17 protein-coding genes are annotated in these 21170 nt (G+C 65.9%); 4 read left to right on the top strand and 13 right to left on the bottom strand.

The window, feature by feature from the left end; all coding sequences use genetic code 11:
* Window positions 1-24: 24 nt before the first annotated feature.
* The 4 genes from AC56LR_RS02340 to AC56LR_RS02325 all read right to left on the bottom strand — a co-directional run bounded on the left by AC56LR_RS02340 (window position 25) and on the right by AC56LR_RS02325 (window position 6424).
* Window positions 25-3180, bottom strand: coding sequence for an efflux RND transporter permease subunit (locus tag AC56LR_RS02340; RefSeq protein ID WP_497126991.1), 3156 nt, complete (start codon window positions 3178-3180; stop codon window positions 25-27).
* Window positions 3177-4727 (bottom strand): efflux RND transporter periplasmic adaptor subunit, encoded by a 1551-nt coding sequence (locus AC56LR_RS02335; RefSeq protein ID WP_497126989.1) that lies wholly within the window; start codon window positions 4725-4727, stop codon window positions 3177-3179. The genes AC56LR_RS02340 and AC56LR_RS02335 overlap by 4 nt, the downstream gene beginning before the upstream one ends.
* Window positions 4724-6040, bottom strand: a complete 1317-nt coding sequence (locus tag AC56LR_RS02330; RefSeq protein WP_497126987.1) for a TolC family protein — start codon at window positions 6038-6040, stop codon at window positions 4724-4726. The genes AC56LR_RS02335 and AC56LR_RS02330 overlap by 4 nt, the downstream gene beginning before the upstream one ends.
* Before the next feature lie 63 nt (window positions 6041-6103).
* Window positions 6104-6424: a hypothetical protein gene (locus AC56LR_RS02325; protein WP_497126985.1), complete on the bottom strand. Its 321-nt coding sequence runs from the start codon at window positions 6422-6424 to the stop codon at window positions 6104-6106.
* 345 nt (window positions 6425-6769) lie between these two features.
* Between AC56LR_RS02325 and AC56LR_RS02320 the strand changes: the two genes are divergently transcribed.
* From AC56LR_RS02320 to AC56LR_RS02305, 4 genes are all read left to right on the top strand, one after another.
* Window positions 6770-7096, top strand: coding sequence for a hypothetical protein (locus AC56LR_RS02320; RefSeq protein ID WP_497126983.1), 327 nt, complete (start codon window positions 6770-6772; stop codon window positions 7094-7096).
* Between the two features lie 375 nt (window positions 7097-7471).
* Window positions 7472-10069: a TonB-dependent receptor gene (locus tag AC56LR_RS02315; protein WP_497126981.1), complete on the top strand. Its 2598-nt coding sequence runs from the start codon at window positions 7472-7474 to the stop codon at window positions 10067-10069.
* 107 nt (window positions 10070-10176) lie between these two features.
* Window positions 10177-10851, top strand: coding sequence for a PepSY domain-containing protein (locus tag AC56LR_RS02310; protein WP_497126979.1), 675 nt, complete (start codon window positions 10177-10179; stop codon window positions 10849-10851).
* Window positions 10848-12650: a 2Fe-2S iron-sulfur cluster-binding protein gene (locus AC56LR_RS02305; protein WP_497126977.1), complete on the top strand. Its 1803-nt coding sequence runs from the start codon at window positions 10848-10850 to the stop codon at window positions 12648-12650. The genes AC56LR_RS02310 and AC56LR_RS02305 overlap by 4 nt, the downstream gene beginning before the upstream one ends.
* Before the next feature lie 20 nt (window positions 12651-12670).
* Here the strand turns inward: AC56LR_RS02305 and AC56LR_RS02300 are convergent, their stop codons facing one another.
* The 9 genes from AC56LR_RS02300 to AC56LR_RS02260 all read right to left on the bottom strand — a co-directional run bounded on the left by AC56LR_RS02300 (window position 12671) and on the right by AC56LR_RS02260 (window position 21163).
* The gene (locus tag AC56LR_RS02300) at window positions 12671-13117 is read right to left on the bottom strand and encodes a YybH family protein (protein WP_497126975.1); all 447 of its coding nucleotides are present in this window, start codon (window positions 13115-13117) and stop codon (window positions 12671-12673) included.
* Window positions 13118-13139: 22 nt separating this feature from the next.
* A complete protein-coding gene (locus AC56LR_RS02295) occupies window positions 13140-14078 on the bottom strand; it encodes a CopD family protein (RefSeq protein ID WP_497126973.1) in 939 nt (312 codons plus the stop codon).
* A 1-nt stretch (window position 14079) separates the two neighbouring features.
* On the bottom strand, window positions 14080-14445 hold the full coding sequence (copC, locus tag AC56LR_RS02290) for a copper homeostasis periplasmic binding protein CopC (protein WP_497126971.1): 366 nt from the start codon (window positions 14443-14445) through the stop codon (window positions 14080-14082).
* A 33-nt stretch (window positions 14446-14478) separates the two neighbouring features.
* On the bottom strand, window positions 14479-14835 hold the full coding sequence (locus AC56LR_RS02285) for a copper-binding protein (RefSeq protein WP_497126969.1): 357 nt from the start codon (window positions 14833-14835) through the stop codon (window positions 14479-14481).
* 51 nt (window positions 14836-14886) lie between these two features.
* On the bottom strand, window positions 14887-16278 hold the full coding sequence (locus AC56LR_RS02280; protein ID WP_497126967.1) for a multicopper oxidase family protein: 1392 nt from the start codon (window positions 16276-16278) through the stop codon (window positions 14887-14889).
* Between the two features lie 16 nt (window positions 16279-16294).
* Window positions 16295-17707 (bottom strand): TolC family protein, encoded by a 1413-nt coding sequence (locus AC56LR_RS02275; protein WP_497126965.1) that lies wholly within the window; start codon window positions 17705-17707, stop codon window positions 16295-16297.
* A 19-nt stretch (window positions 17708-17726) separates the two neighbouring features.
* Window positions 17727-18065, bottom strand: a complete 339-nt coding sequence (locus AC56LR_RS02270; protein ID WP_497126963.1) for a hypothetical protein — start codon at window positions 18063-18065, stop codon at window positions 17727-17729.
* 103 nt (window positions 18066-18168) lie between these two features.
* The gene (locus AC56LR_RS02265; protein WP_497126961.1) at window positions 18169-18597 is read right to left on the bottom strand and encodes a hypothetical protein; all 429 of its coding nucleotides are present in this window, start codon (window positions 18595-18597) and stop codon (window positions 18169-18171) included.
* 97 nt (window positions 18598-18694) lie between these two features.
* Window positions 18695-21163, bottom strand: coding sequence for a putative bifunctional diguanylate cyclase/phosphodiesterase (locus AC56LR_RS02260; protein ID WP_497126959.1), 2469 nt, complete (start codon window positions 21161-21163; stop codon window positions 18695-18697).
* Window positions 21164-21170 lie beyond the last annotated feature (7 nt).

Here is a 21170-nt window from a genome sequence, read left to right as displayed (position 1 = left end):
GGTAGCCAATGCTCGTTGCACACACTACAGGCTTGTCCGCTGATCGAGCCGCCGCCGGATGCGCCACTCCTGCAGCAACCCCCAGGCGGCAGGAATCACGAACAGGGAAAGCAGCGGCGCCGTGATCATCCCGCCGATCATCGGCGCGGCTATTCGCTGCATGATCTCGGAGCCTGCCGCGCTGCCGAACATGATAGGCAGCAGGCCAGCCACGATGACCGCCACCGTCATGGCTTTGGGCCGCACCCGCAGGAGCGCGCCTTCCCGGATCGCTTCCAGCACCACTTCGCTGGTGAATGGCCTTCCTGCGTCGAGCCGGCTCTGGAGCGCATTGCGCAGGTAGACCTGCATGACCACGCCGAATTCCGCAGCCAGTCCGGCCAGCGCGATGAAGCCGACCGCTGTCGCCACCGACACCGCATGGCCAAGCAGCCAGATAAGCCAGAATCCGCCGACCAGGGCAAACGGCACGGTGGCCATCAGCATCACCGCTTCCGCCTTGGACCGGAAGGCCAGGTAGAGCAGGAGGAAGATCACCAGCAGAGTCAGTGGCACGACGGTCGTCAAGCGCTCGGATGCGCGCTCGAGATACTCGAATTGCCCCGACCAGCCGATCGCATAGCCCGCGGGGAGCGTGACCTGGTCGCGCACCTGTGCCTGCATCGCACGTACGGCAGTGAGCAGGTCGACACCGCGCACGTCGACATACACCCAGCCGGACAGGCGGGCGTTCTCGCTGCGGATCATCGGCGGTCCATCCGTCACGACGATGCTCGTCACGTCGCCCAGACGGATCTGCGCGCCGCGCGCGGTAACGAGCGGCAGCTCACGCAAGGCCTGCACTGAATTGCGGTAGTCCTGCGGGTAGCGCATGTTGATCGGGAAGCGCTGCCGCCCGTCGACGACCTCTCCCACCTTGTCGCCGCCGATCGCGGTGGACACCACCGATTGGATCTCGGCCACGCTCATGCCATAGCGCGCAGCGCGCACCCGGTCGATGTTGACGTCGATATAGCGGCCGCCGCTCAGCCGCTCTGCGAGCGCTGACCTGACCCCCGGCACCGTCTTGACCGCGGCTTCGATCGCCGTTGCGACCTTGTCGATCTGCCCCAGGTCGGGCCCCGAGATCTTGATGCCGACAGGCGTCTTGATGCCTGTAGAGAGCATGTCGATGCGGTTGCGGATCGGCGGCACCCACACGTTCGACAATCCCGGCACCTTGACGACCCGGTCCAGCTCTTCGACCAGCTTGTCGGCAGTCATGCCGGGCCGCCACTGGTCCTTCGGCTTGAACTGGATCGTGGTTTCGAACATCTCCATCGGCGCCGGGTCGGTGGCGGTTTCGGCGCGACCTGCCTTGCCGAACACGGTCGCCACTTCGGGCACGGTCTTGATCAGGCGATCGGTCTGCTGCAGCAGCTCGCTGGCCTTGGCCGCTGAAAGGCCGGGCAGGGCCGAGGGCATGTAGAGCAGGTCGCCTTCGTTCAGGGGGGGCAGGAACTCTCCACCCAGCCGCGAGATCGGAATGGCCGTCAGCAGGAGCACAACCAGGGCGATACCGAGGACGGTCTTCTGATGCCTGAGGCTGGCATCGAGCAGGGGGCGGTAACCCGAGATGAGCACGCGGTTGATCGGGTTGGCAGACTCTTTCGGGATCCTGCCCCGGATGAGGTAGCCCATCAGCACCGGCACCAGCGTGATGGCCAGGCCAGCGGCAGCGGCCAGCGTGTAGGTCTTGGTGTAGGCCAGGGGGGCGAACAGCTTGCCTTCCTGGGCTTCGAGGGCGAATACCGGGATGAACGACAGGGTCACGATCAGCAGCGAGAAAAAGAGCGCCGGCCCGACTTCCACCGAGGCCTGGGCGACGATGTCCCACCGGGTCTTGTTATCGAGCGGGACGCCCGGGTGCGATTCGGCATGGGCCTCGAGGTGCTTGTGCACGTTTTCCACCAGCACCAGCGCTGCATCGGTGGCGGCGCCCACTGCAATGGCGATTCCACCTAGCGACATGATGTTGGCATTGACGCCCTGGTAGCGCATCACGATGAAGGCGGCCAGCACGCACAGCGGCAGCGTGAGCACGGCCACCAGCGCGCTGCGGACGTGGAACAGGAACAGCGCGCACACGATCGCGATCACGACAAACTCTTCGACCAGCTTGCTGCCCAGGTTCGCTACCGATGCCGAGATCAGCGTCGAGCGGTCATAGGTCGTCACGACCTCGACGCCTTTCGGGAGCGAGCGTTTGAGCGTCTCGAGCCTGGCCTTGACGGCAGCAATGGTATCGAGGGCGTTCTTCCCGGCGCGCATGATGACGACGCCACCGGCGACTTCGCCCTCGCCATTGAGTTCGGCGATCCCGCGCCGCATTTCGGGCCCGAGCCGTACCGTGGCGAGGTCGCGCAGCAGCACCGGTGTCCCCGTCTCGCTCGCGTTCAGGACGATATTGCGGAAGTCCTCCAGGTTGCGCAAATAGCCCTGCGAGCGGACCACGTATTCCGTTTCGGCGATCTCGACGACTGAGCCGCCAGAGGCCTGGTTGGCGCTGGCCACCGCGTCCATTACCTGGGTATGGGTCATGCCGAAGGCGCGCAGCCGGTCGGGATCCAGCACGATCTGGTACTGCCGGACCATGCCGCCGATACTCGCCACTTCCGCGACATCGTGCACCGTCTTGAGCTCGAACTTCAGGAACCAGTCATTGAGGGCGCGCAGCTGGCTCAGGTCATGCCTGCCGGTGCGGTCGACCAGCGCGTATTCGAATACCCAGCCCACTCCGGTGCCGTCGGGGCCCAGCTCGGCCCGCACACCGGCGGGGAGGCGGCTCTGGACCTGGTTGACGTACTCGGTCACGCGCGAGCGCGCCCAGTAAAGGTCGGTCGCGTCGTCGAACAGCACGTAGACAAAGGAGTCGCCGAAGAAGGAATAACCGCGCACGGATGTCGCTCCCGGGACCGAGAGGAGGGCGGTGGTCAAGGGGTAGGTGACCTGGTCCTCGACCAGTTGCGGCGCCTTGCCGGGGTACTGGGTACGGATGATGACCTGGGTGTCGGACAGGTCGGGCAGGGCGTCGAGCGTGATCGTGCGCAGCGAGTACAGTCCCCACGCGGCCAGCAGGGCCGCGCCGAGCAGGACCCAGACGCGCGCGGCGATCGAGGCGCGGATGATGCGCGCGATCATTGCTTGCCACCCTTGGCGACCGCCACCCGCTTGAGCATGTAGCCGTCGGCGCCCTCGACGAATTCGAACTCGACCGTCTGTCCGACCTTGACGTCCTTGAACGCCCCCGCCGAGGGTTTCATGAAGTCCATCGTCATCGGCGGCCATTGCAGCGTCGCGACCGGGCCATGCGACAGCGTAATTGATTCATCCGAAATCTGCTCCACCTTGCCAAGGGCTGAGTGCACCGTCAGCGCTGCCTTGCCTGGCTTGGCCGGCCGGGCAGGCTCCTGCCCCGCGCTGGCGGCGCCCGGCGTTGCCGGTGCACCCGTTGCAAACTTGGGCAGGATCGATTTCAGGTTCGCTTCGGAGTCGATGAGGAACTGGCCGGAAGCGACGACCCGCTGGCCTTCGTCCAGGCCACTCAGGATTTCGGTTGCGTCCCCGATCTCGCGGCCCGTGGTGACCACGACCGGCCGCACGCTGGCGCCCTGTGCGACCAGGACGACCGAGCGCATGCCCGAGGTAATGACTGCTTCGCTCGGGACCATCAGGCGCGACTTGCGTTCAGCGGCGCTCAGCCTTACACGCATCAGCATGCCGGGGATCAGCGCCCCGTCCGGGTTGCCCAGCTCGATGCGGGCCTGTGCGGTGCGGGTAGCGGTATTCACGCCTGGCAGGATCTCGCGCACCTTGCCCTGGTAGGTACGCTCGGCGTTACCCGCAGCCGTGGCGCTGACCTGCATGCCTGCCTGCACGGTTCCAATCAAGGCCTCCGGCACTTCGGCGAGCAGCCAGACAGTAGCCGTGCCGACTACCTTCGCGATCGTCATGCCCGGCGTGACCTGGGCCCCTTCCCGGACCCCGAGCTCGCTGACGATCCCGGTCGCGGGGGAGTTCAGTGTCAGGTGAGTCTGCACACGCCCGGTCCGTGCCAGGTCCGCGACCAGGCTGTCGGGAATGGCGAGCGCGCGCATGCGCTGGCGTGCGGCGGCTGCGAGGACGGGATCGCTCCCGCGCTTGAGCGCAAGGTATTCCTCCTGCGGGGCGATCCACTCCGGAACGAATACCGATGCGATCGCCTGCCCGCGCTTGATCGCTTGTTGCGGCGCCCGGACGTGGAGCCGGTCGATGTAGCCTGCAGCACGGCTTTGCACGACTTCTTCACGGGAGGTGTCGAATTGCGTCGTGCCGACCATGTCGAAGGATTCCGCCGTTTCCTCGCGCCTGGCGGTCGCATAGCGGATGCCGAGGTTCTGCTGGAGCGACGGCGAAATCGTCACGCCGGCCGCATCGCCGCCTTCGTCCGCATACACAGGCACCAGCTGCATGTCCATGAAGGGGCTTTTCCCGGGCTTGTCGAAGCGCTGGCCGGGAACCATCGGGTCGTGCCAGTACAGGACGCGCTTGCCGGAACCCGGTGACGAGGCGGCGCCTGGTGCGTTCGTGCCCGTCTGCTGGCCTGGGACGCCGGCAGTCCTGCCCGAGCCCAGCCAGTAGCCGCCATAGCCGATCAGGCCAGCTGCGGCGGCGAGGACGGCGATTTTCAGTGCGAGGGAGCGCTTCATTTGCCGGTCCTCCCAGTGCTTGCAAGGGCCTGGGGGAGCAGGCGCAGTTCGAGTGCCGCCCACACCAGCGCCGCGTCCAGTTCGAGCGCATTGACCTGCAGCCTGCGCTCGAGGGCGCTGCGCCTGGCCTTGAAAACCGCGGTCAGCGTTCCGCTTCCTCCTCGGTATTCGGCCAGCCTCGATTCGACCTCCTGCGCGGCCGTGGGCAGGAGCTCCTTCCGGAGGCGGACAGCACGGCGTGTCAGGCTGTCCAGCTGGGCCAGCTGCGCTTCGGTCGCCGCCCGGGTCTCGAGCAGCGCATCCTCGTACTCCAGCCGCGCCCGGGTTCCGAGTTCAAGCTTCTCCGCGATGTCGCGATCCTGGCGCTGCGCCCGGCGAACGCTAAGGGGAATGCTGGCGCCGAACGAGACCATGTTCGAGTACTGGCTGCTTCTCTGGGCAAAGCCGAGTTCGAATGACCAGTCCGGCCGGCTTTCATGGACGGCCGCGCGTGCATCGGCATCGGCCAGGTCGACGGCGCGCCGTGCGCTGAGGATGGCAGGGTGCTTCGCCTCGAGGTCTGTCGTGGCCAGGTGCGCCGCCGCGGTATCGAGCCTCGGGGCCTCGTCTGCAACGGCGCTGGTATCGGTGCGGGTCCAGCGGCGCAGGCCGATGAGTGCCGCCTGCAAGTCCTGGGCGGCCGCATCGACGCTGTCGCCGGCCAGCAGCAGCTCGGTCTTGGCCTGCAACACGTCGCTGGCCGAAGCCCGGGCCCCGCGATGCGTCGCCTGGAGGGCGGAAAGATCGCTTTCCATTTCGCGTGCGATCGCCTGCACCAGGGCCAGCGCGCGCTGCCTGTACAGCACTGTCAGCCAGGCTGTTCCAGTCTCGACGCGTACGCTGGCGAGCTTGTCGACGTGCGCCGCCTCGCCGGCCTCGATGGCGCTGCGCGCCTGCGCCGACCGGGCCTCGCGCTTGTCGCGGGACACCCATTGCTGTTCGACGCCGATGCGGCGCATGGTCATGAAATCGGCGTTCGGACGAAACTTGTCCGGGCCTGATACCGGCAGGTTGTCGATGCCCAGTTTCAGGCTGGGGTCAGGTAGCTGGCCGGCGCGCGCGGCAGCATGCTCGCTGGCCGCGACCGAGGCGCGTGCCGCGCGTGCGGACGCCGAGACCGAGGCCGCGCGCCGCAAGGCTTCATCCAGGGTAAGTGCATCCGAGCCGGCCGATGCGGCACTGGAAGCAACATAGAACAAGGCCGCGAGCAGGGCGCGACGAGTGCGTACAGGCCTGGCCGGCACGGCGTGATATGACGTGAATACATGAAACATACATCCTCCGCGATTGAAAACAGGCGCCGGCGTCTTGCCGGGCACGTGAGCAGCGGGAGGAGATCAGACGCGAATGCGCAGTGTTCGCAGATAGGGCGGGTCGGCGCCGGGGCCGGGGAGATATCCTGGCCAGGCCAGCACACTCGCGTGCGCAAGGACGGGCGCGACGATACGCACCAGTCCCGGGGCGCACAGCAGTGTGAGCGCCGGCGCAGGGTTGTGGTGATCGACCGAGGCCTTGGTGTCGGCCAGGAATTCGGCGCAATGGACGGGGCGTTCCACATCCATCCCTGCGCACGGCTCGCCATCCATCATCTGCATGGGCAGGGGCTGCGTGACAAGTTCAGGACACAGGTACGACGCCATTGCCATCCCAGAAGTCATGAGGCTCATGACGAGGAGAAGTGCAATGTATCGGAACAGTGATGGGAAGGAGCGGCGCATCGGTTGGAGGAAAGGGGTTCGGTGCCATTCTAGCCACAATCCCCTGGCAGTCCAAGTTTTTTGGGGATCCAGGGGTGTCATTCGCCGACATCTGCGCATCGACCGACCCCGAGCATGCCGGTGTCGGAGAGCGGCCATGCGCCCTTCATGAAACGCGTGCATTCTTGACCAATGGCATGCTACATTGGCCATATGCGCCTCAGGTTACGATCATTCCTACTGTGCCTGCTCATCATCTCCCTACCGCTGCAGGGCATCGCGGGGATGGTGAGGTTCGAGTGCGGGATGGCGCATCATCCTTCCACGGCCGGCACTGCCGAAGCAGCGGCCGGCAGCGGCGTGCACGGCGACGGGCACGAACATGCCGGCGCTGCGGCGCAGGCCGCCGCGTCGCCTGACGAAGATTGCGACAGCGACGGCGAGCATGGGCGCTCGGGTTGCGGCAATTGTACGAACTGTTCCATCGGCGCCTGCGCGCCGCCTCCCGTCATGACCGTCAACGCGGTCGAGGAAGCGGCCAGCGGCGTCCTTCATTTCTCCTCCGCTTCGTTCACCGGGCATATTCCGGCCCGGATCGAACGACCCCCGCGCACGACAACCATCGCGGCGTAATCCTTGCGGCCCGCGGCAACCGGCGTGCCGACACGCGCTATCGCCAGCATGCGATTGCGCGCTCCGACTCGCGCCTGAACTTTATATGGCTTACCGTTGCTTTAATGAAGATTTGTTGCTGAGATTCGAAAATCTGTCTAAATTAATTAAGCATTCATTTGTCTAGACAAGCGTTTCTTTGTTCGAAAATCCAGTTCGGGCCGTGCTTGACCCACCAATCGTCAAGGTCCTGTGCTGTCTACAAAAAGAAATCCGGAGGGGTAAATGGTTCACAAGTACGTCCCACGAACGACAGCAGCGCTCGCACTGCTCGTCCTGCAGCAAAGCGCCCATGCACAGCAGCCTGCGACCAATGACAACACTCAGGCAGCCGGAATGGAACGGGTCCAGATCACGGGCAGCCGCATCAACCTGCGCCAGGAGCAGCTTTCCGGAGTCGGTCCCGTCACTGTCATCGATGCCGACACCATCCAGCGCTCCGGGGCGATTTCGATCGAGACCCTGCTGCAGCGGCTGCCGTCGTCTGCCGGTACCGCAGGCAACCAGACCAGCGCGTACTGGACCAGCAACGGCTACGGGACGACCCAGGTCAACCTGCGTGGCCTCGGCATCGACCGCACCCTGGTGCTGCTGAACGGACGCCGTGTCGTATCCGGCGGCACGGGCGCGAACAGCTCGGTGGACCTGAACATGATCCCGGTGGCGATGATCGAACGCATCGAGGTGCTGAAGGATGGGGCGTCCGCGATCTATGGCGCCGACGCCGTGGCCGGGGTGGTCAACATCATCACCAAGAAGGCCTTCGACGGGCTCGAAGCGTCGGTCCGCTATGGCAAGACCGAACGCGGCGACGGCGACGAGAAGTCCGCCGACCTCGTATGGGGCAGCAAAGGCGAGCGTGGAACGCTGATGGCCTCGCTGAATTATTCGGAAAGCGGCCCGGTCAACCTGGCCTCGCGCGCGCCTTGTGCGCTGTTCGAGGAAGATGGCGAGCTGGTTTGTTCCGGCAGCTCGTCCACCATCGGCGGCCGGGCGCGTCTGGCGGACGGCCGGCGCGTCAACTTCAACCAGGATCCGAACGGGAACCCGCGCGGCTTCGAGACCTATAGCGCACCCAAGCATGCCTACAACAGCAACCCGCTCCTGAATGCGGTCAATCCGATCAAGCGCGTCGGCATGAGCGCCTTCGGCAACATGCGCCTGACCGACAGGCTCGATTTCTTCAGCGAGCTCATGTTCACGAACCGCAAGTCGGAGCAGCTGGCGACGCCGGGCGCCATCGGGGCCTACCGGCCCATCGAGATCGCGGCCAGCCATCCGACCAATCCAACCGGACAAAACCTGACCCTGGCGCGGCGCCGTGTTGCCGAGGTCGGGCCGCGCTACTTTTTCCAGGAAACGAATACCTTCCGCGTCGTGGCCGGCCTGAAAGGGGCGATTGGCGAGAAATGGGACTGGTCGGCATCGCTCAACTGGGGCCGCAACACGGGCGTGGACGGGATGACGAACATCATCAACCTCGATCGCGTCGATGCGACGCTCAATGCCGCGACCTGCGGCAGGAGCCCGGCCGCTGCGCCGTGCGGCAATTACCTTGGCTACGGCAACCTGAGCCCCGCCGTGCTGGAATACATCCATTTCACCACGCGCGACCATGGCGGCAATGACCAGAAGAGCTTCAACGCCAGCATCAGCGGCGAGCTGTTCTCGCTGCCGGCCGGCGCTGTCGGTTTCGCCTCGGGGTTTGAATACCGCCGCGAGAAAGGCTGGCGCGATCCGGACAGCCTGATCGTGTCCGGCGCGGCCAACACCAATGCCATGGACCCGATCGCCGGCCAGTACAGCGCGCGCGAAGTGTTCGCCGAGCTGTCCGTTCCCTTGCTGGCCAGGCTGCCGATGGTGCACTCGCTCACGATGAATGCCGCGGCCCGCTATTCGGACTACAGCCTGTTCGGCTCCCAGGGGACGTACAAGGTCGGCCTCGACTGGCAGGTGGTTCCGGCACTGAAGGTGCGCGCGAACCGCTCGACGGCCTTCCGCGTCCCGAACGTGCCGGAACTGTTCGGCGGCGTCTCGGAAGGCAACCTGACCACGACCGACCCGTGCAACAACTGGAATACGTTCGATCCGAACTCGGCGGTCTACAAGAACTGCCAGGCTTCCGGCGTCCCGGCCGGCTTCCGGCAGTTCGGCCCGTCGATCCTGACCACCGGCGGGGGCAACCAGAACCTGAAGCCGGAAAATGCGGACACCTTCACGGTCGGCGCGGTATGGACGCCGTCGAAGGCGCTGACCCTGACGCTCGATTACTTCAACATCGAGATCGATAACGCGATCGAGACCGTCCCGGGCTCGACCAAACTATCGGTGTGCTACGACTCGCCGGGCCTGGCGCACATCTTCTGCCGTCCCTCGAGCTTCACCCGCGATCCGCGCACCGGCGAGATCAACTTCCTGTCGTCCCAGCCGGAGAACGCCGCGCAGCAGAAGGTCGCGGGGCTGGACGTCGGCGCCAGCTACGACTTCAGCCTGGCGGGCTGGAACTCGTCCCTGACGGCCGACGTGTCGCGGCTGAACCGCTTCGACGTGACGCCGTTCCCGGGCGGGGAGGTCATCGAGTACGGCGGCAAGATCACGGGCGGGCGCGGAAGCTATGCCAGGTGGCGGTCGACGGCGTCGCTGGCGACCTCGAACGGCCCGTGGTCCGGGTCGTATACGGTCCAGTACATCGGCAAGGCCGACGACATCAATGCGGCGCCGGAGGATATCGGCGCGCGTGCGCCGAGCATCGCTTACCACAACGCCAGCCTGAAGTACGCGTTGAGCAAGGCGATGGCGATCTCGTTCGGCGTCGACAACCTGTTCGACAAGCGGCCGCCGTACATCCAGAGCTGGACCGACGGTAACACCGATACCATGACCTACGACTTGCTCGGGCGCCGTTGGCACCTGCGCCTCGGCTACCGGTTCTAGCCATGCGATGACACCAGGCGGGCCATCTTGCGTGTATCCTTCGCAGCGGCCTGCCCGGCCAGCCAGGAAACATCAACTACTCAATCACTATGCAATCAGCTTTCTGGGTGCGACGCGCCCACAAATGGATCGGCCTGATCATCGGCGTGCAGGCGCTGCTCTGGATGATCAGTGGCCTCTACATGGTCGTGGTCCCGCTCGAAGTCATTCACGGCGACCACCTGGCCCACGTGCCGACCGAGCCGCTGGAGCCGTCCGGTACCCGCATGCCGCAGGAGCGCCTGCACGATGCCTATCCCGGCATCACCAGCATCCGCATGAAGAACCTGCTCGGCAGGGAGGTCTACGAGATCAGGCAGGGCCCGCAGGCCAGCCTGGTGGACGCCGCCAGCGGCAAGAAGATCAGCCCGCTCGAACGCGACGACATCGTCGCCCTTGCCGACGCGGCCTATGTCGGCGAAGGCAGCATCAAGGGCGTGGAATGGGTGACCAGGGCGCCGCAGGAAGTCGGGGGGCGCCCGGTGCCGCTGTGGGCCGTCCACTACGACGAGCCGGGATTGACGACCCTGTACTTCTCGCCCCACACGGGCGACCTGGTGGCCCGGCGACATGAGCTCTGGCGCTGGTTCGATTTCCTGTGGATGTTCCACATCATGGACTACGAGGAGCGCGAGAACGTGAACAACACGCTGCTGCGGGCCGCCTCGATCACCGGCCTGCTGTTTGCCCTCAGCGGCGCCTGGCTGCTGTTCTACAGCTTCACGCGGAGGAAAGCGGCATGAGCCATTGGATCAGACGCCTGCACAAGTGGGTAGGCCTGCTGCTGGCAATCCAGTTCGTGTTGTGGATGTCGAGCGGGGTCGTCATGAGCCTGCTCGATGCGGACAAGGTGCAAGGCCGCGAATTGCGCGTCAAACCCCCGAAGCCGCCGGCGTGGCCGCGCGACGTGCTTGCCGCCGACGCGGTGCTCGCCGCCAGTCCCGAAGGCGTCATGCAGATCACCTCCGGGTGGCTGCTCGACCGGCCCGTGTACCGGCTGCAGAACGACAAGCGTCACTGGCTGGTGAGTGCGGCCGATGGCAAGGCTGTCCAGGTCGATGCGCGCCTGGCCGCCGACATCGCGCGCGCCTCCTACGCCGGCCCGGGCACCGCCGCTACGGCGCGCCTGCTGAACTTCACGCTGGAGGCACGCGCCCACAAGGAACCGGTCTGGCGCGTCGACTTCAACGATGCGGACGCGACGTCCGTCTACGTATCGAGCCGCTCCGGCGCGGTGCTCGAACACAGGAACGACACCTGGCGCCTGTTCGACCTGTTCTGGATGCTCCACATCATGGATTACAGCGAGCGCACCAATTTCAACAACCTGTTGCTGGTCTCCAGTGCCATCGGCGGATTGTGGATGGCGCTGACCGGCGTCTGGCTGCTGTTCGCGAGCGTGCGCCTCGCCGAATTCGTTCCAGGCCGCTGGCGCCGCAGCCGCCGGATCGACCTGGTCGACAGCCAGGGAGTGAAGCAGCGTTCGGTCGACGCCGTGCAGGGCGAGACCGTGTTCCAGGCGCTGGCCCGCTCGGGCCTGCAGTTGCCGTCGAACTGCGGGGGCGGGCAGAGCTGCGGCCTGTGCGAGGTGCGCTGCGTCGGCCAGGCGCCTGCACCCACCAGCGCCGACCGCGCGCTGCTGTCGCCGCAGAAGCTCGAAGCAGGGTACAGGTTGGCCTGCAACCTTCCGGTCAGGCGCAGTCTCGCGATCGACGCGGGGGATGGCGCGGCCTTGACCACCGAGCGCTCAGGGATCGTGACGGGCGTGAAAGCGCTGACGCCCTTCCTGCGCGAGATTACGGTGAGCCCCAACGACCACCTGCAATGCCGCCCCGGCGCTTACGTGCAGGTGATCGTTCCCGCCTACGCGCGCGATGCCAGCCACCTGGCCATTCCGGACGAGCACCGCGACGACTGGCGCGCGGCAGGGCGGCTAGAGCGCCTGGCCAACGATGCGCCGGTGCGGCGCTCGTATTCGGTTTCGGTGCCGGTGGAATGCGCCGGCGGCCAACTGACCTTCCTGGTGCGCTTCATGCCGGGGGCGCAACCGGGCAGGGGCTCGGGCTACATGTACACGCTCAAGACCGGCGATACGCTGCGCTTCAGCGGGCCGCACGGCGACTTTGCGCTCAAGCCCGGCTCCCGCGAAAAGGTGTTCATCGGTGGCGGCGCCGGGATGGCGCCGCTGCGCGCGATGATCCACGCACTGCTGACGAAGGGCGCGGCCGAACCGCTGCACTTCTGGTACGGAGCGCGCACCCACCGCGATGCGCCCTATGTGGACGAGATGCGCGGCTTCGCTGCGCGCCATCCGAACTTCGACTGGCGCCTGGTGCTCTCCGAGGAAGCAGGCGCCGACGGCAGGCCGGCGGGGCTGGTCCACGAAGCCGTGCTGGAGGGTTTGCTTCGCACGCATCCGGACCTCGCTTCGCTCGAGTTCTATGTCTGCGGGCCGCCGGCGATGCTGGCGGCGACCCGCAGCATGTTGCGCAGCCTGGGCGTAGACGACGCGCGCATCGCCTACGACGACTTCAAGGTCTGAGCAGCATCCGGGCGTGCGCCTTATTGTTTGGCCTTGCGCGACGACCAGTGCACGTGGACGATCGACCAGTGCCCGTCCTTCCGTGCCAGCACGGCAGTCCCGGTCCCGAAGAGGTGCACGGGCTTGCCGCGCGCGCTGCCGGTGGTCTCGGACTCTTCCCAGACCACGGCCGTGTCGCCGTCGATACGTTCGCTCTGCCTGAGCACTTTGCGCGTCGCGTTCTTCGAGAATTCCATGTCGCCACCCAGGTGATGGTGAGCGTATTCGTCGCGTGAACGTTCCACGTAACCGGACTCGTAGATCGCGATATCGGGTGCGAGCAGGCTCAGTGCCTTGGCCTTGTCGCCACTCGTGAGGGCGTCGTGGAAGGCCGACAGCGTCTCTTTTGGCGATGCGGCCAGGCTCGTTGCCGATACCGCGAACAGGGCGGCAGTCAGGAGGAAGGCTGGAATGGTTTTCTTGATCATTGTTTTCCCTGGATGATGAAACTCACGACGCCGTCGGCGGTGAGGTGGAACTGAGGAAAGCGGCAGCGAGGAGGGCCGCCACCAGGATGCATGCCTCGAGCTGTAGGATGCGAGCGAAACGTTTTCCTGCAACCGGGTCCGGCTTGGGCTTGCGCAGCTGCGCCAGCAGCCGGGGCATCACGACGAAGCGGTTGATGCCGCCCAGCGCCGCCGCGCACAGCACCAGCCCTACCTTGATGAGCAGCAGCGTTCCATACGGATGGCCGAGCGCGTTCCCGAAGCTGCCCAGAGCGCGCCATGCACTGAGGATGCCGGTGACGAAGATGCCGGCCAGTGCGACGGTCGCCGAGGCCGACAGCGAGGAAACGAAACGGGCGCATTCGGCGCGGTTCTTCGACTCCCATTCCGGCTGCTTGCGCAAGGTCAGCAGCCCGGCCACGATGACTTCGCCCACCCAGACGCTGATCAGCACGAGGTGGATCCAGTCGACCAGGACCGGCCAGGTAAAGTCGCCCCCGGCGCCGGCATGACTGACCATGCTGCGCGAGTAGAGGAACACGCCGAGCGCCGCGGCGCGCAGCAGGGGCGCCGCGCCCCGCGCCGGCTTACCGCCAGACGCGCGCAGGGTCAGGCACACGGCGAGCAAGGCGCCGGCGCCGATCATCCAGGCCAGCCCGTAGTGCGTGGCCGTGATCACCGACTGCACGGCGGGGAAGGCCTGGCTGACAGGTACTTCGGCCATCGATGCCGCTTCGAGCCAGAGCAGCGCGACATGGGCCGCGATGGCCGCCAGCACCACGGCCAGCATGGCCTTGCGCAGGCGGGGCACCAGGTCGACGCCCCATGCAGACCGTGCGCTGCGCAGCCAGAGATGCGCCGCGCTGGCGCCCACCAGCACGGCGACAGACAGGTTCAGGATAAAGGTGACGAAGCGCTGGGCCGTTGCGAGGTCCGGCTCCACCTTACTTCACCTGGAACTCGAACTGCCCTTTGATCTTGTGACCATCGCGGGTGACGGTGGACCACTGGACCCGCCACGCGCCGGCGTGCAGGGCCGGGACCGTGGCCGTGAGCACCTTGGGATTGGCGCTGTCGATGGCGGTTTTGGTGGGCTCCACGATCGCGCCTGCGGCATCGACCAGCTTGATCTTGCTGAACGGAAGTTCAAGCTGCTCGCTGAACTGCAACCGCACCTGGCTCGGCGCCGGGCTGACGACGGCATTGGCCTGCGGCGAGGAGGATTCGAGCCTGGCGTGCGCGGACGCGGTTGAAGAGAAAAGGCATGCCGACGCTGCCAGCGCGGCAGCGAACAAGGTTGTGGTTCTCACGATGGTTCTCCGGCGGTTCATGAATGCTGCGTTTTACAGGGTCGCCTGGAGCTGGACGACGGTGATCGCGCCATTCACACGGTCCGCTGCGAACCTGACCTTGTCGCCGACCTTGACCTTGTCGAGCATGCCTGGTTCCTTGACGCGGAATACCATGCTCATCGCGGCCATGTTGAGGTTCTTCAGTTCGCCGTGGCGCAGCGTGATCTTCCCGGCTTCCTTGTCGATTTTCTTCACTTCGCCGTCGGTGAGTTCGACTGCGGCCGGCGCCTGGTGGCCAGCATGGCCATCATGTGCGCCATGGCCGGCGTGCGCGCCGTTCTGGGCGGCCGCAGTGGAGGCAGCTGCAGCCAGGGCGAGAGCGAAAGTGAGTTTCGAGAATGCATTCATGGTGATTCCTTTCATTGGTCAAGAAATGATGTTCAGTGGTAGTGAGCGTAGTTAATGATGGCCCTTGTGGCCAGCGGGCTTACGAACGGTTACTTCGACATCCGGGGTTTTGGTGGCCGGCATCGATTGGCCGCCCGCCCCCTGGCTTCGTACGGCGGCCGGCGGTTCGCCCTTCCACTCGTAGGCGACGGTGCCTGCCGGGTGCCTGTACCAGCCAGGATCCTTGTAGTCGCCCGGCTTCTGGTCTTTGCGCACCTTCAGCAACGTGAACATTCCGCCCATCTCGACGCCGCCGAATTGTCCCTGGCCCGTCATCATCGGCAGGGTATTTTCGGGAAGAGGCATCTCCATGTCGCCCATGGAGCCGCCCTTGTCGCCCATGACCATGTAGTCCGGCACCAGCCTGGCGATCTTGTCGGCCACGCCACGGTGGTCGACCCCGATCAGGGTCGGGACGTCGTGGCCCATGGCGTTCATCGTGTGGTGCGATTTGTGGCAGTGGAAGGCCCAGTCGCCGGGTTCGTCGGCGATGAACTCGATGGCACGCATCTGGCCCACGGCGATGTCGGTCGTGACCTCCGGCCAGCGCGATTCCGGCCGGGTCCAGCCGCCATCGGTGCCGGTGACCTCGAACTCGTGGCCATGCAGGTGGATCGGGTGATTCGTCATCGTCAGGTTGCCGGTGCGAATACGCACCCGGTCACCCTGGCGCACGTTCATCGTGTCGATACCCGGGAAGACGCGGCTGTTGAAGGTCCAGATATTAAAGTCGAGCATCTCGTTCACCCGCGGCGTATAGCTTCCCGGCTCGATGTCGTAGGCGTTGAGCAGGAAGACGAAATCGCGGTCGACCCTGTGCTGCGCGGGATTCCTGGGGTGCGTCACCCAGAAGCCCATCATCCCCATCGCCATCTGCACCATTTCGTCGGCGTGCGGGTGGTACATGAAGGTACCGGGCCGCCGCGCCACGAATTCATAGACGAAGGTCTTGCCGGGCTGGATGGCCGGCTGGGTCACGCCGCTGACCCCGTCCATGCCGTTCGGCAGGCGCTGGCCATGCCAGTGGATGCTGGTGTGCTCGGGCAGGCGATTGGTCACGAAGATGCGCACCCGGTCGCCCTCGACCACTTCGATGGTCGGGCCGGGGCTCTGGCCGTTGTAGCCCCACAGGTTGGCTTTCATGCCGGGTGCGATTTCGCGCACGACCGGTTCGGCGATCAGGTGGAACTCCTTGACGCCGTTGTTCATGCGCCAGGGAAGCGACCAGCCGTTCAGGGTAACGACCGGGTTGTACGGACGGCCGTTCGGCGGCGGCGGTGGCGGCTGCGTGGCCGCGCTGGTCATGACCGGCGCTTCCGGAAGGGAAGCCGCACCGGCGCGGCTTACCAGCCCTGCGCCAACCAGGGCGGCGGCGCCGGTGAAGAAATCTCGACGAGAACTCATTTCGGTGTTTCCTTGTTTAATGTTCAGCAGCGGCGTCGGCTGGCGCGGCAGTGGAAGCCATGGAGATCGACGAGCCGCCGGTGCCGCTGATGGCTGCCTGCAAATCGGTTTCCGCGATCCAGTAGTCGCGCTGGTACTCGATGGCCGAGTTGACGCCGGCGACCTGGGCGCGGGCATCGGCCAGCAGCTCGAATACGCTCATCAGCATGCCGTTATAGCGCAGCAGGGTCTCTTCGGAGATCTTCTTGCGCAAGGGCACCAGCTCGTCGCGGTACTGCCGGGCGACGTCGTAACTGGTCCGATAGGCGGAATAGGCTTCGCGCACCTGCGAGCGTGCGACGGTGGCGGTATTGGCCGTCCGGTGTACCGATTGCATATAGATCGCTTCGGCCTTCGCAACGCGCGCGCCGCCCCAGTCGAAGAGCGGCAGGCTCAGTTCGATCTCGTAACCGTTCTCGCGGGGCGAACCCGATTTGCTCGAGTTGACGTAGCCGGCGTCGAGGACGTTGACGATGCCGGTGGCGCGGCTCAGGCCCAGGGCGCGCGCGGTCGACTCGGTGCCCAGCCTGGCCAGGCGCACATCGAGGCGCTGCTGCATGGCGAGCGATTCGATCTGTGCCGCGTCGCGCGTCGTTGCCGGCAGGTCTGGAAGCCGGTCCGGAATCTGGAACGCGGTGTGTTCGCCCCATACGCCCATCAGCCGGGTGAGCTGCTCGCGCGCAGCCGTCGCGTTGTGGCGCGCGCGCGCAAGCTGCGCGGTCGCCTCTACCGAAAACGCCTGTTCGCGCGCCTTGTCGAGGGCGCTGAGATTCCCGACTTTCGCCATGCGCTGCGCCAGTTCGGCGCTCGCCCCGGCAGCCTCGTGCACCTGCTGCGCATAACTCGCCGACTGGGTGGCCGCGACGGCCCTGAACCAGGCCTTGCGCGTATCGGCCGCCAGCCTGACGGCCTCGGTAGCGGCCACCAGCTTGGCGCTTTCGAAGCGGCGCGATTCGATGTCGCGGCGGATCGGAATCGTCACCAGGCCGACCAGGTCGAACATGACGCTACGCTCGATTTCGGTCTCGCCGCCGCCCGACATCCGGCTGAAACTGAAGCCTGGATTGGCCATGCGGCCGGCTTGTACGAGGTCCGCCTCGGCGACGCCGAGCTCGGCAAGCGATGCGCGCAGGCCGCGGTTATTGAGCAGCGCGACACGGACTGCATTGTCGGCAGTCAGCGGCTGCTTGAGCAGCTGATCGAGCTCGGCCTGGACGGCGGCGCTGTCGGCGTCCGCCTTGGGCAGGCGAAGGTCTTGTCCCGTGCGTTCTGCGGTGATGGCGGACACGTCGTCCAGGCCGCCGTCCTTCGAGAACGTGGCGCAACCGCTCGACACCAGCACCACGGCCGCTGCAGCAAGCGCGCGCAGCCGGGGAGAAAATGGCTTCATTGTCATCGTATGCCCTGGATTAATGATGTTTGCTGTGGTCGGCCGGTGGCGCGGTAGCCGGCTTCGGGGTAACCGCCGGCGCTGCCTCGCTCTTGTGCTCGCCGCCATGGGCCTCCTGTCCCCCGTGGCCCGGAACGGCGGCGACGCTATCGTTCGCCGCACGCCAGGCCTTGTCGGGGGTCATCGCATCGTCTTGCGGCGCTTGTGAATAGCCCGCCGCGGCCGGGGTGTAGACCGTAGGTGGTACGCTTGCAGCAGGGTCAGCCGGGTTGGCCTGCGCACGGGTTGGCTGGGCCTGCACGCAGAGCGGCAAGGCCAGCAGGGCGCCGATGGCGACGGCGCAAAGCTTGGATGTCATGGGCTATCCTCGAAATCGGTAACAGGACGTGCGTCGGCACGCGCATGTGTTAAAAAGCCAGGACGACGGCGCGAAAAAACAGCCGGGTCAGGTCTTGCCGGATTTATGCGTACTGATGCCGGGGAGGGCGCTGGGGGCCCTCCTGGATGAAGCCTACGGCGAACACCGGAGGCGTAACGGCGACAGCGTCGGAGCCGTCGAAGGTGGGAACAGGCAACTGCGTGGAGGGGGGAGCCACGGCGCCGAGACAGAAGGCGGAACAGGCACTGCAGGTGGAGTGCGTTTGTTCTCCAGTCATGCGCTCTGCCGATTGTGCTTCAGGGGGCAATTCGCCGGCCTGGCTGGCGTGCCCGCCACCATGATGGGCGTGTTCATCAGCCATGGGTTCGTGCTGCTGCAGCCCGTGATCGGTGGCGACCTGGCTGGACTGCTGATGAACCGGTCCGCACGACAGACGGCTACCGGCAACCGCTTGCAGCGGAAGCACGGCCAGCAGCAGCCAAACCAGGAAAGTTTCAAGTGCGCGGTTCATAGGTGCGGCGAGTATAACACGACAAATTTTGGCCTGGATGGGCTTCAAGGCAGGCGAAAGCAGTCCGGTGCAAGGATCATCCGCGCTCCGCGGCCGCTTACGCGAAGCTGTATGCGCCCGCTTGTCCGGCCGCCTGCGCGGCCACCATCTGCTCCAGCGCCGCGGCCTCCATGGGGCGGCCAAACAGGTAGCCCTGGCAACAACCGCATCCGAGCTCCGCGAGAAAGGCGCGCTGGGCCTGGGTTTCCACGCCTTCGGCGATGATCCCGAGCCCCAAAGACTGGCTCAAGGCCACGATGCTGCGTGCGATCGAGGCGTCGTCCGCGTTGTCCAGGATGTCGCGTACGAAGGAGCGGTCGATCTTGAGCTGGTCCAGCGGTAGCTGCTTGAGGTAGCTGAGCGAGGAATATCCGGTGCCGAAATCGTCGAGCGCGAAACCGATGCCGCGCGCCTTCAGGCGCAGCATCTTGTCGATCGTATCGCCGACGTCGTCGATCAGGACCGACTCCGTCAGTTCGAGTTTGAGCAGGGCGGGATCGATCCCGCGGCCGTCGACGATCTCCAGCACCTCGTTGGCAAAGCCGGGCTGCCGGAACTGGCGCACACTGACGTTGACTGCAATGCTCATGTGGCGCATTGCAGGCATGCGGCTCCATTGCGCCAGCTGCCCACAGGCTGTCCGCAGTGCCCAGTGGCCCAGCGGCAGAATCAGGCCGGACGCCTCCGCGACCGGAATGAATTCCGCAGGACTCACCGGCTTGCCTGCGGCATTGTTCCACCGCAGCAGTGCTTCGGCGCCGCTGATCCGGCCCTGGCTGTCGACCTGGGCCTGGTAGTGCAGTACGAAACCGGAAGTGCGCAGCGATTCGCGCAGTTCCGCCTCCATGGCAAGGCGGCTGGTGACCTCGGCTTCCATGTCTGGGTGGAAAAAGCGCAAGGTATTTTTTCCTTCGCGCTTGGCGCGGTACATCGCCATGTCGCCACGCTTCATCAGGGTGTCGACCGCGCCTTCGGTACTCAGCGCCGCGCCGAGGCTGCAGGTGGCGTGGTGGGGCATGCCGTCGATATCGAAGGGCTCGCGCACCGCGTTGATGATTTTCCAGCCGGTCGCGGCGGCATGGTGGGCCGCCTCCCTCTCGTCCTGCCCGATGTTTTCGAGCAGGATGACGAATTCGTCACCGCCGATGCGCGCCACCGTATCGCCGGCCCTGGTGCAGGCGCCGACCCGCTCTGCCACCTGCAGCAGCAGCCGGTCGCCGGCCTCGTGCCCGCGCAGGTCGTTCAGGTCCTTGAAATTATCCAGGTCGAGGAAAAGCAGGGCGGCGACTTGCCCGGCGCGCTGGTGCAGCGGCAGGCAATGGCGCAGCCGTTCCAGCAGCAGGCGGCGGTTTGCCAGGCCGGTCAGCGGGTCGGAATAGGCCAGCCGCCCGATTTCGTCCTGCGCCAGCTTCTGCGCCGTGATGTCGCCCTGCGTGCCGACATAATGGGTGATGCGGCCGGATGCGTCGCGCACCGCCGTGACCGTGAGCCGTGCCGGGTAGACGCTGCCATCCTTGCGCGAGGTCCAGATCTCGCCCTGCCATTTCCCTTCCGACTCCGCGGACTGCCACATGTCGGCGAGGGCGTCGCCGCTGTCGCGCGACAGCGAAAAAGGCGGCAGGAAGTGTCTTGCCATGTCCTCGGCGGTATGGCCGGTCATGGCGCAATAGGCCTCGTTGACGCGCAAGACGCGATGGTCACGGCCGGCAATGAACATGCCCTCGGCCGACTGGAATACCGTGGCGGCCACGCGGTTCGCCTCCTCGGCCGCGCGCCGTTGCGAAATATCGATCGAAATCCCGCACAGGCCATGGATGCTGCCGTCCTGGTGGACAAGGGGGATCTTGGTCGTGAGGACGGTTACCTGCCGGCCGTGGGCATCGGGCACGGTTTCTTCGGATACCACCCGTTGGCGTCCCACAATCGTGCGCCTGTCGTTGCGCCCGATGACCTCGGCGACCTCCGGCTCGAACAGTTCGCTGTCGTGGCGTCCGACGATATCCTGGCGTCCGCGGCCCAGGAAAGCATGCAGCGCCAGGTTTGCGTAGGTATAACGGTAGGCGGCATCCTTGATATAGATGAGGCTGTCCACGCTGTCCAGGATGGTCCCAAGGCGTTGCTCGGTCTCCCGGAGCGCACCTGTCTTGCGCAGGTTCTGGCGCTTCAGCCATGCCGCCGTGGCCAGTGCCATCAGGAGCAGGGCCAGCACCAGGCCGGCGCCCCACCGCACCCAGGCCGGTACCTGCGCCAGGATGCCGCGCGAGCGCCAGCGCTCGAGGATGCCGAAGTACACCGACCCCGGGTCGCCCTGCCAGGCGCCGAGCCTGCTGTCGAGCGCCCCCAGCAGGTCGCCGCTGCGGCCTTTCGCGGCCGCGTAAAACAGACGGACGGGCTGGAACATGATCGGGGTAGCTACCAGCCCGGTGCCGGTTGCATACAGGGCTCCCGCATAGTCGCTGGCAATGACCGCGTCGGCCTTGCCCTGGCAATAAAGGAGTGCTTCGATACGATGTGGACCTTGTCTCAAGGAGCCA

It is taken from the genome of Telluria sp. ZT3P39 (assembly GCF_059685935.1).
This window is presented reverse-complemented; position numbering and strand designations above follow the sequence as displayed.

Bases quoted from the DNA above. Each gene is read 5' to 3' on its own strand.
- AC56LR_RS02285 (WP_497126969.1), bottom strand. From the start codon at position 14,835: ATGAATGCATTCTCGAAACTCACTTTCGCTCTCGCCCTGGCTGCAGCT.
- AC56LR_RS02270 (WP_497126963.1), bottom strand. From the start codon at position 18,065: ATGACATCCAAGCTTTGCGCCGTCGCCATCGGCGCCCTGCTGGCCTTG.
- AC56LR_RS02320 (WP_497126983.1), top strand. From the start codon at position 6,770: ATGGCGCATCATCCTTCCACGGCCGGCACTGCCGAAGCAGCGGCCGGC.
- AC56LR_RS02280 (WP_497126967.1), bottom strand. From the start codon at position 16,278: ATGAGTTCTCGTCGAGATTTCTTCACCGGCGCCGCCGCCCTGGTTGGC.
- AC56LR_RS02265 (WP_497126961.1), bottom strand. From the start codon at position 18,597: ATGAACCGCGCACTTGAAACTTTCCTGGTTTGGCTGCTGCTGGCCGTG.
- AC56LR_RS02305 (WP_497126977.1), top strand. From the start codon at position 10,848: ATGAGCCATTGGATCAGACGCCTGCACAAGTGGGTAGGCCTGCTGCTG.
- AC56LR_RS02275 (WP_497126965.1), bottom strand. From the start codon at position 17,707: ATGAAGCCATTTTCTCCCCGGCTGCGCGCGCTTGCTGCAGCGGCCGTG.
- AC56LR_RS02325 (WP_497126985.1), bottom strand. From the start codon at position 6,424: ATGACTTCTGGGATGGCAATGGCGTCGTACCTGTGTCCTGAACTTGTC.
- AC56LR_RS02340 (WP_497126991.1), bottom strand. From the start codon at position 3,180: ATGATCGCGCGCATCATCCGCGCCTCGATCGCCGCGCGCGTCTGGGTC.
- AC56LR_RS02300 (WP_497126975.1), bottom strand. From the start codon at position 13,117: ATGATCAAGAAAACCATTCCAGCCTTCCTCCTGACTGCCGCCCTGTTC.
- AC56LR_RS02335 (WP_497126989.1), bottom strand. From the start codon at position 4,727: ATGAAGCGCTCCCTCGCACTGAAAATCGCCGTCCTCGCCGCCGCAGCT.
- AC56LR_RS02330 (WP_497126987.1), bottom strand. From the start codon at position 6,040: ATGTTTCATGTATTCACGTCATATCACGCCGTGCCGGCCAGGCCTGTA.
- AC56LR_RS02315 (WP_497126981.1), top strand. From the start codon at position 7,472: ATGGAACGGGTCCAGATCACGGGCAGCCGCATCAACCTGCGCCAGGAG.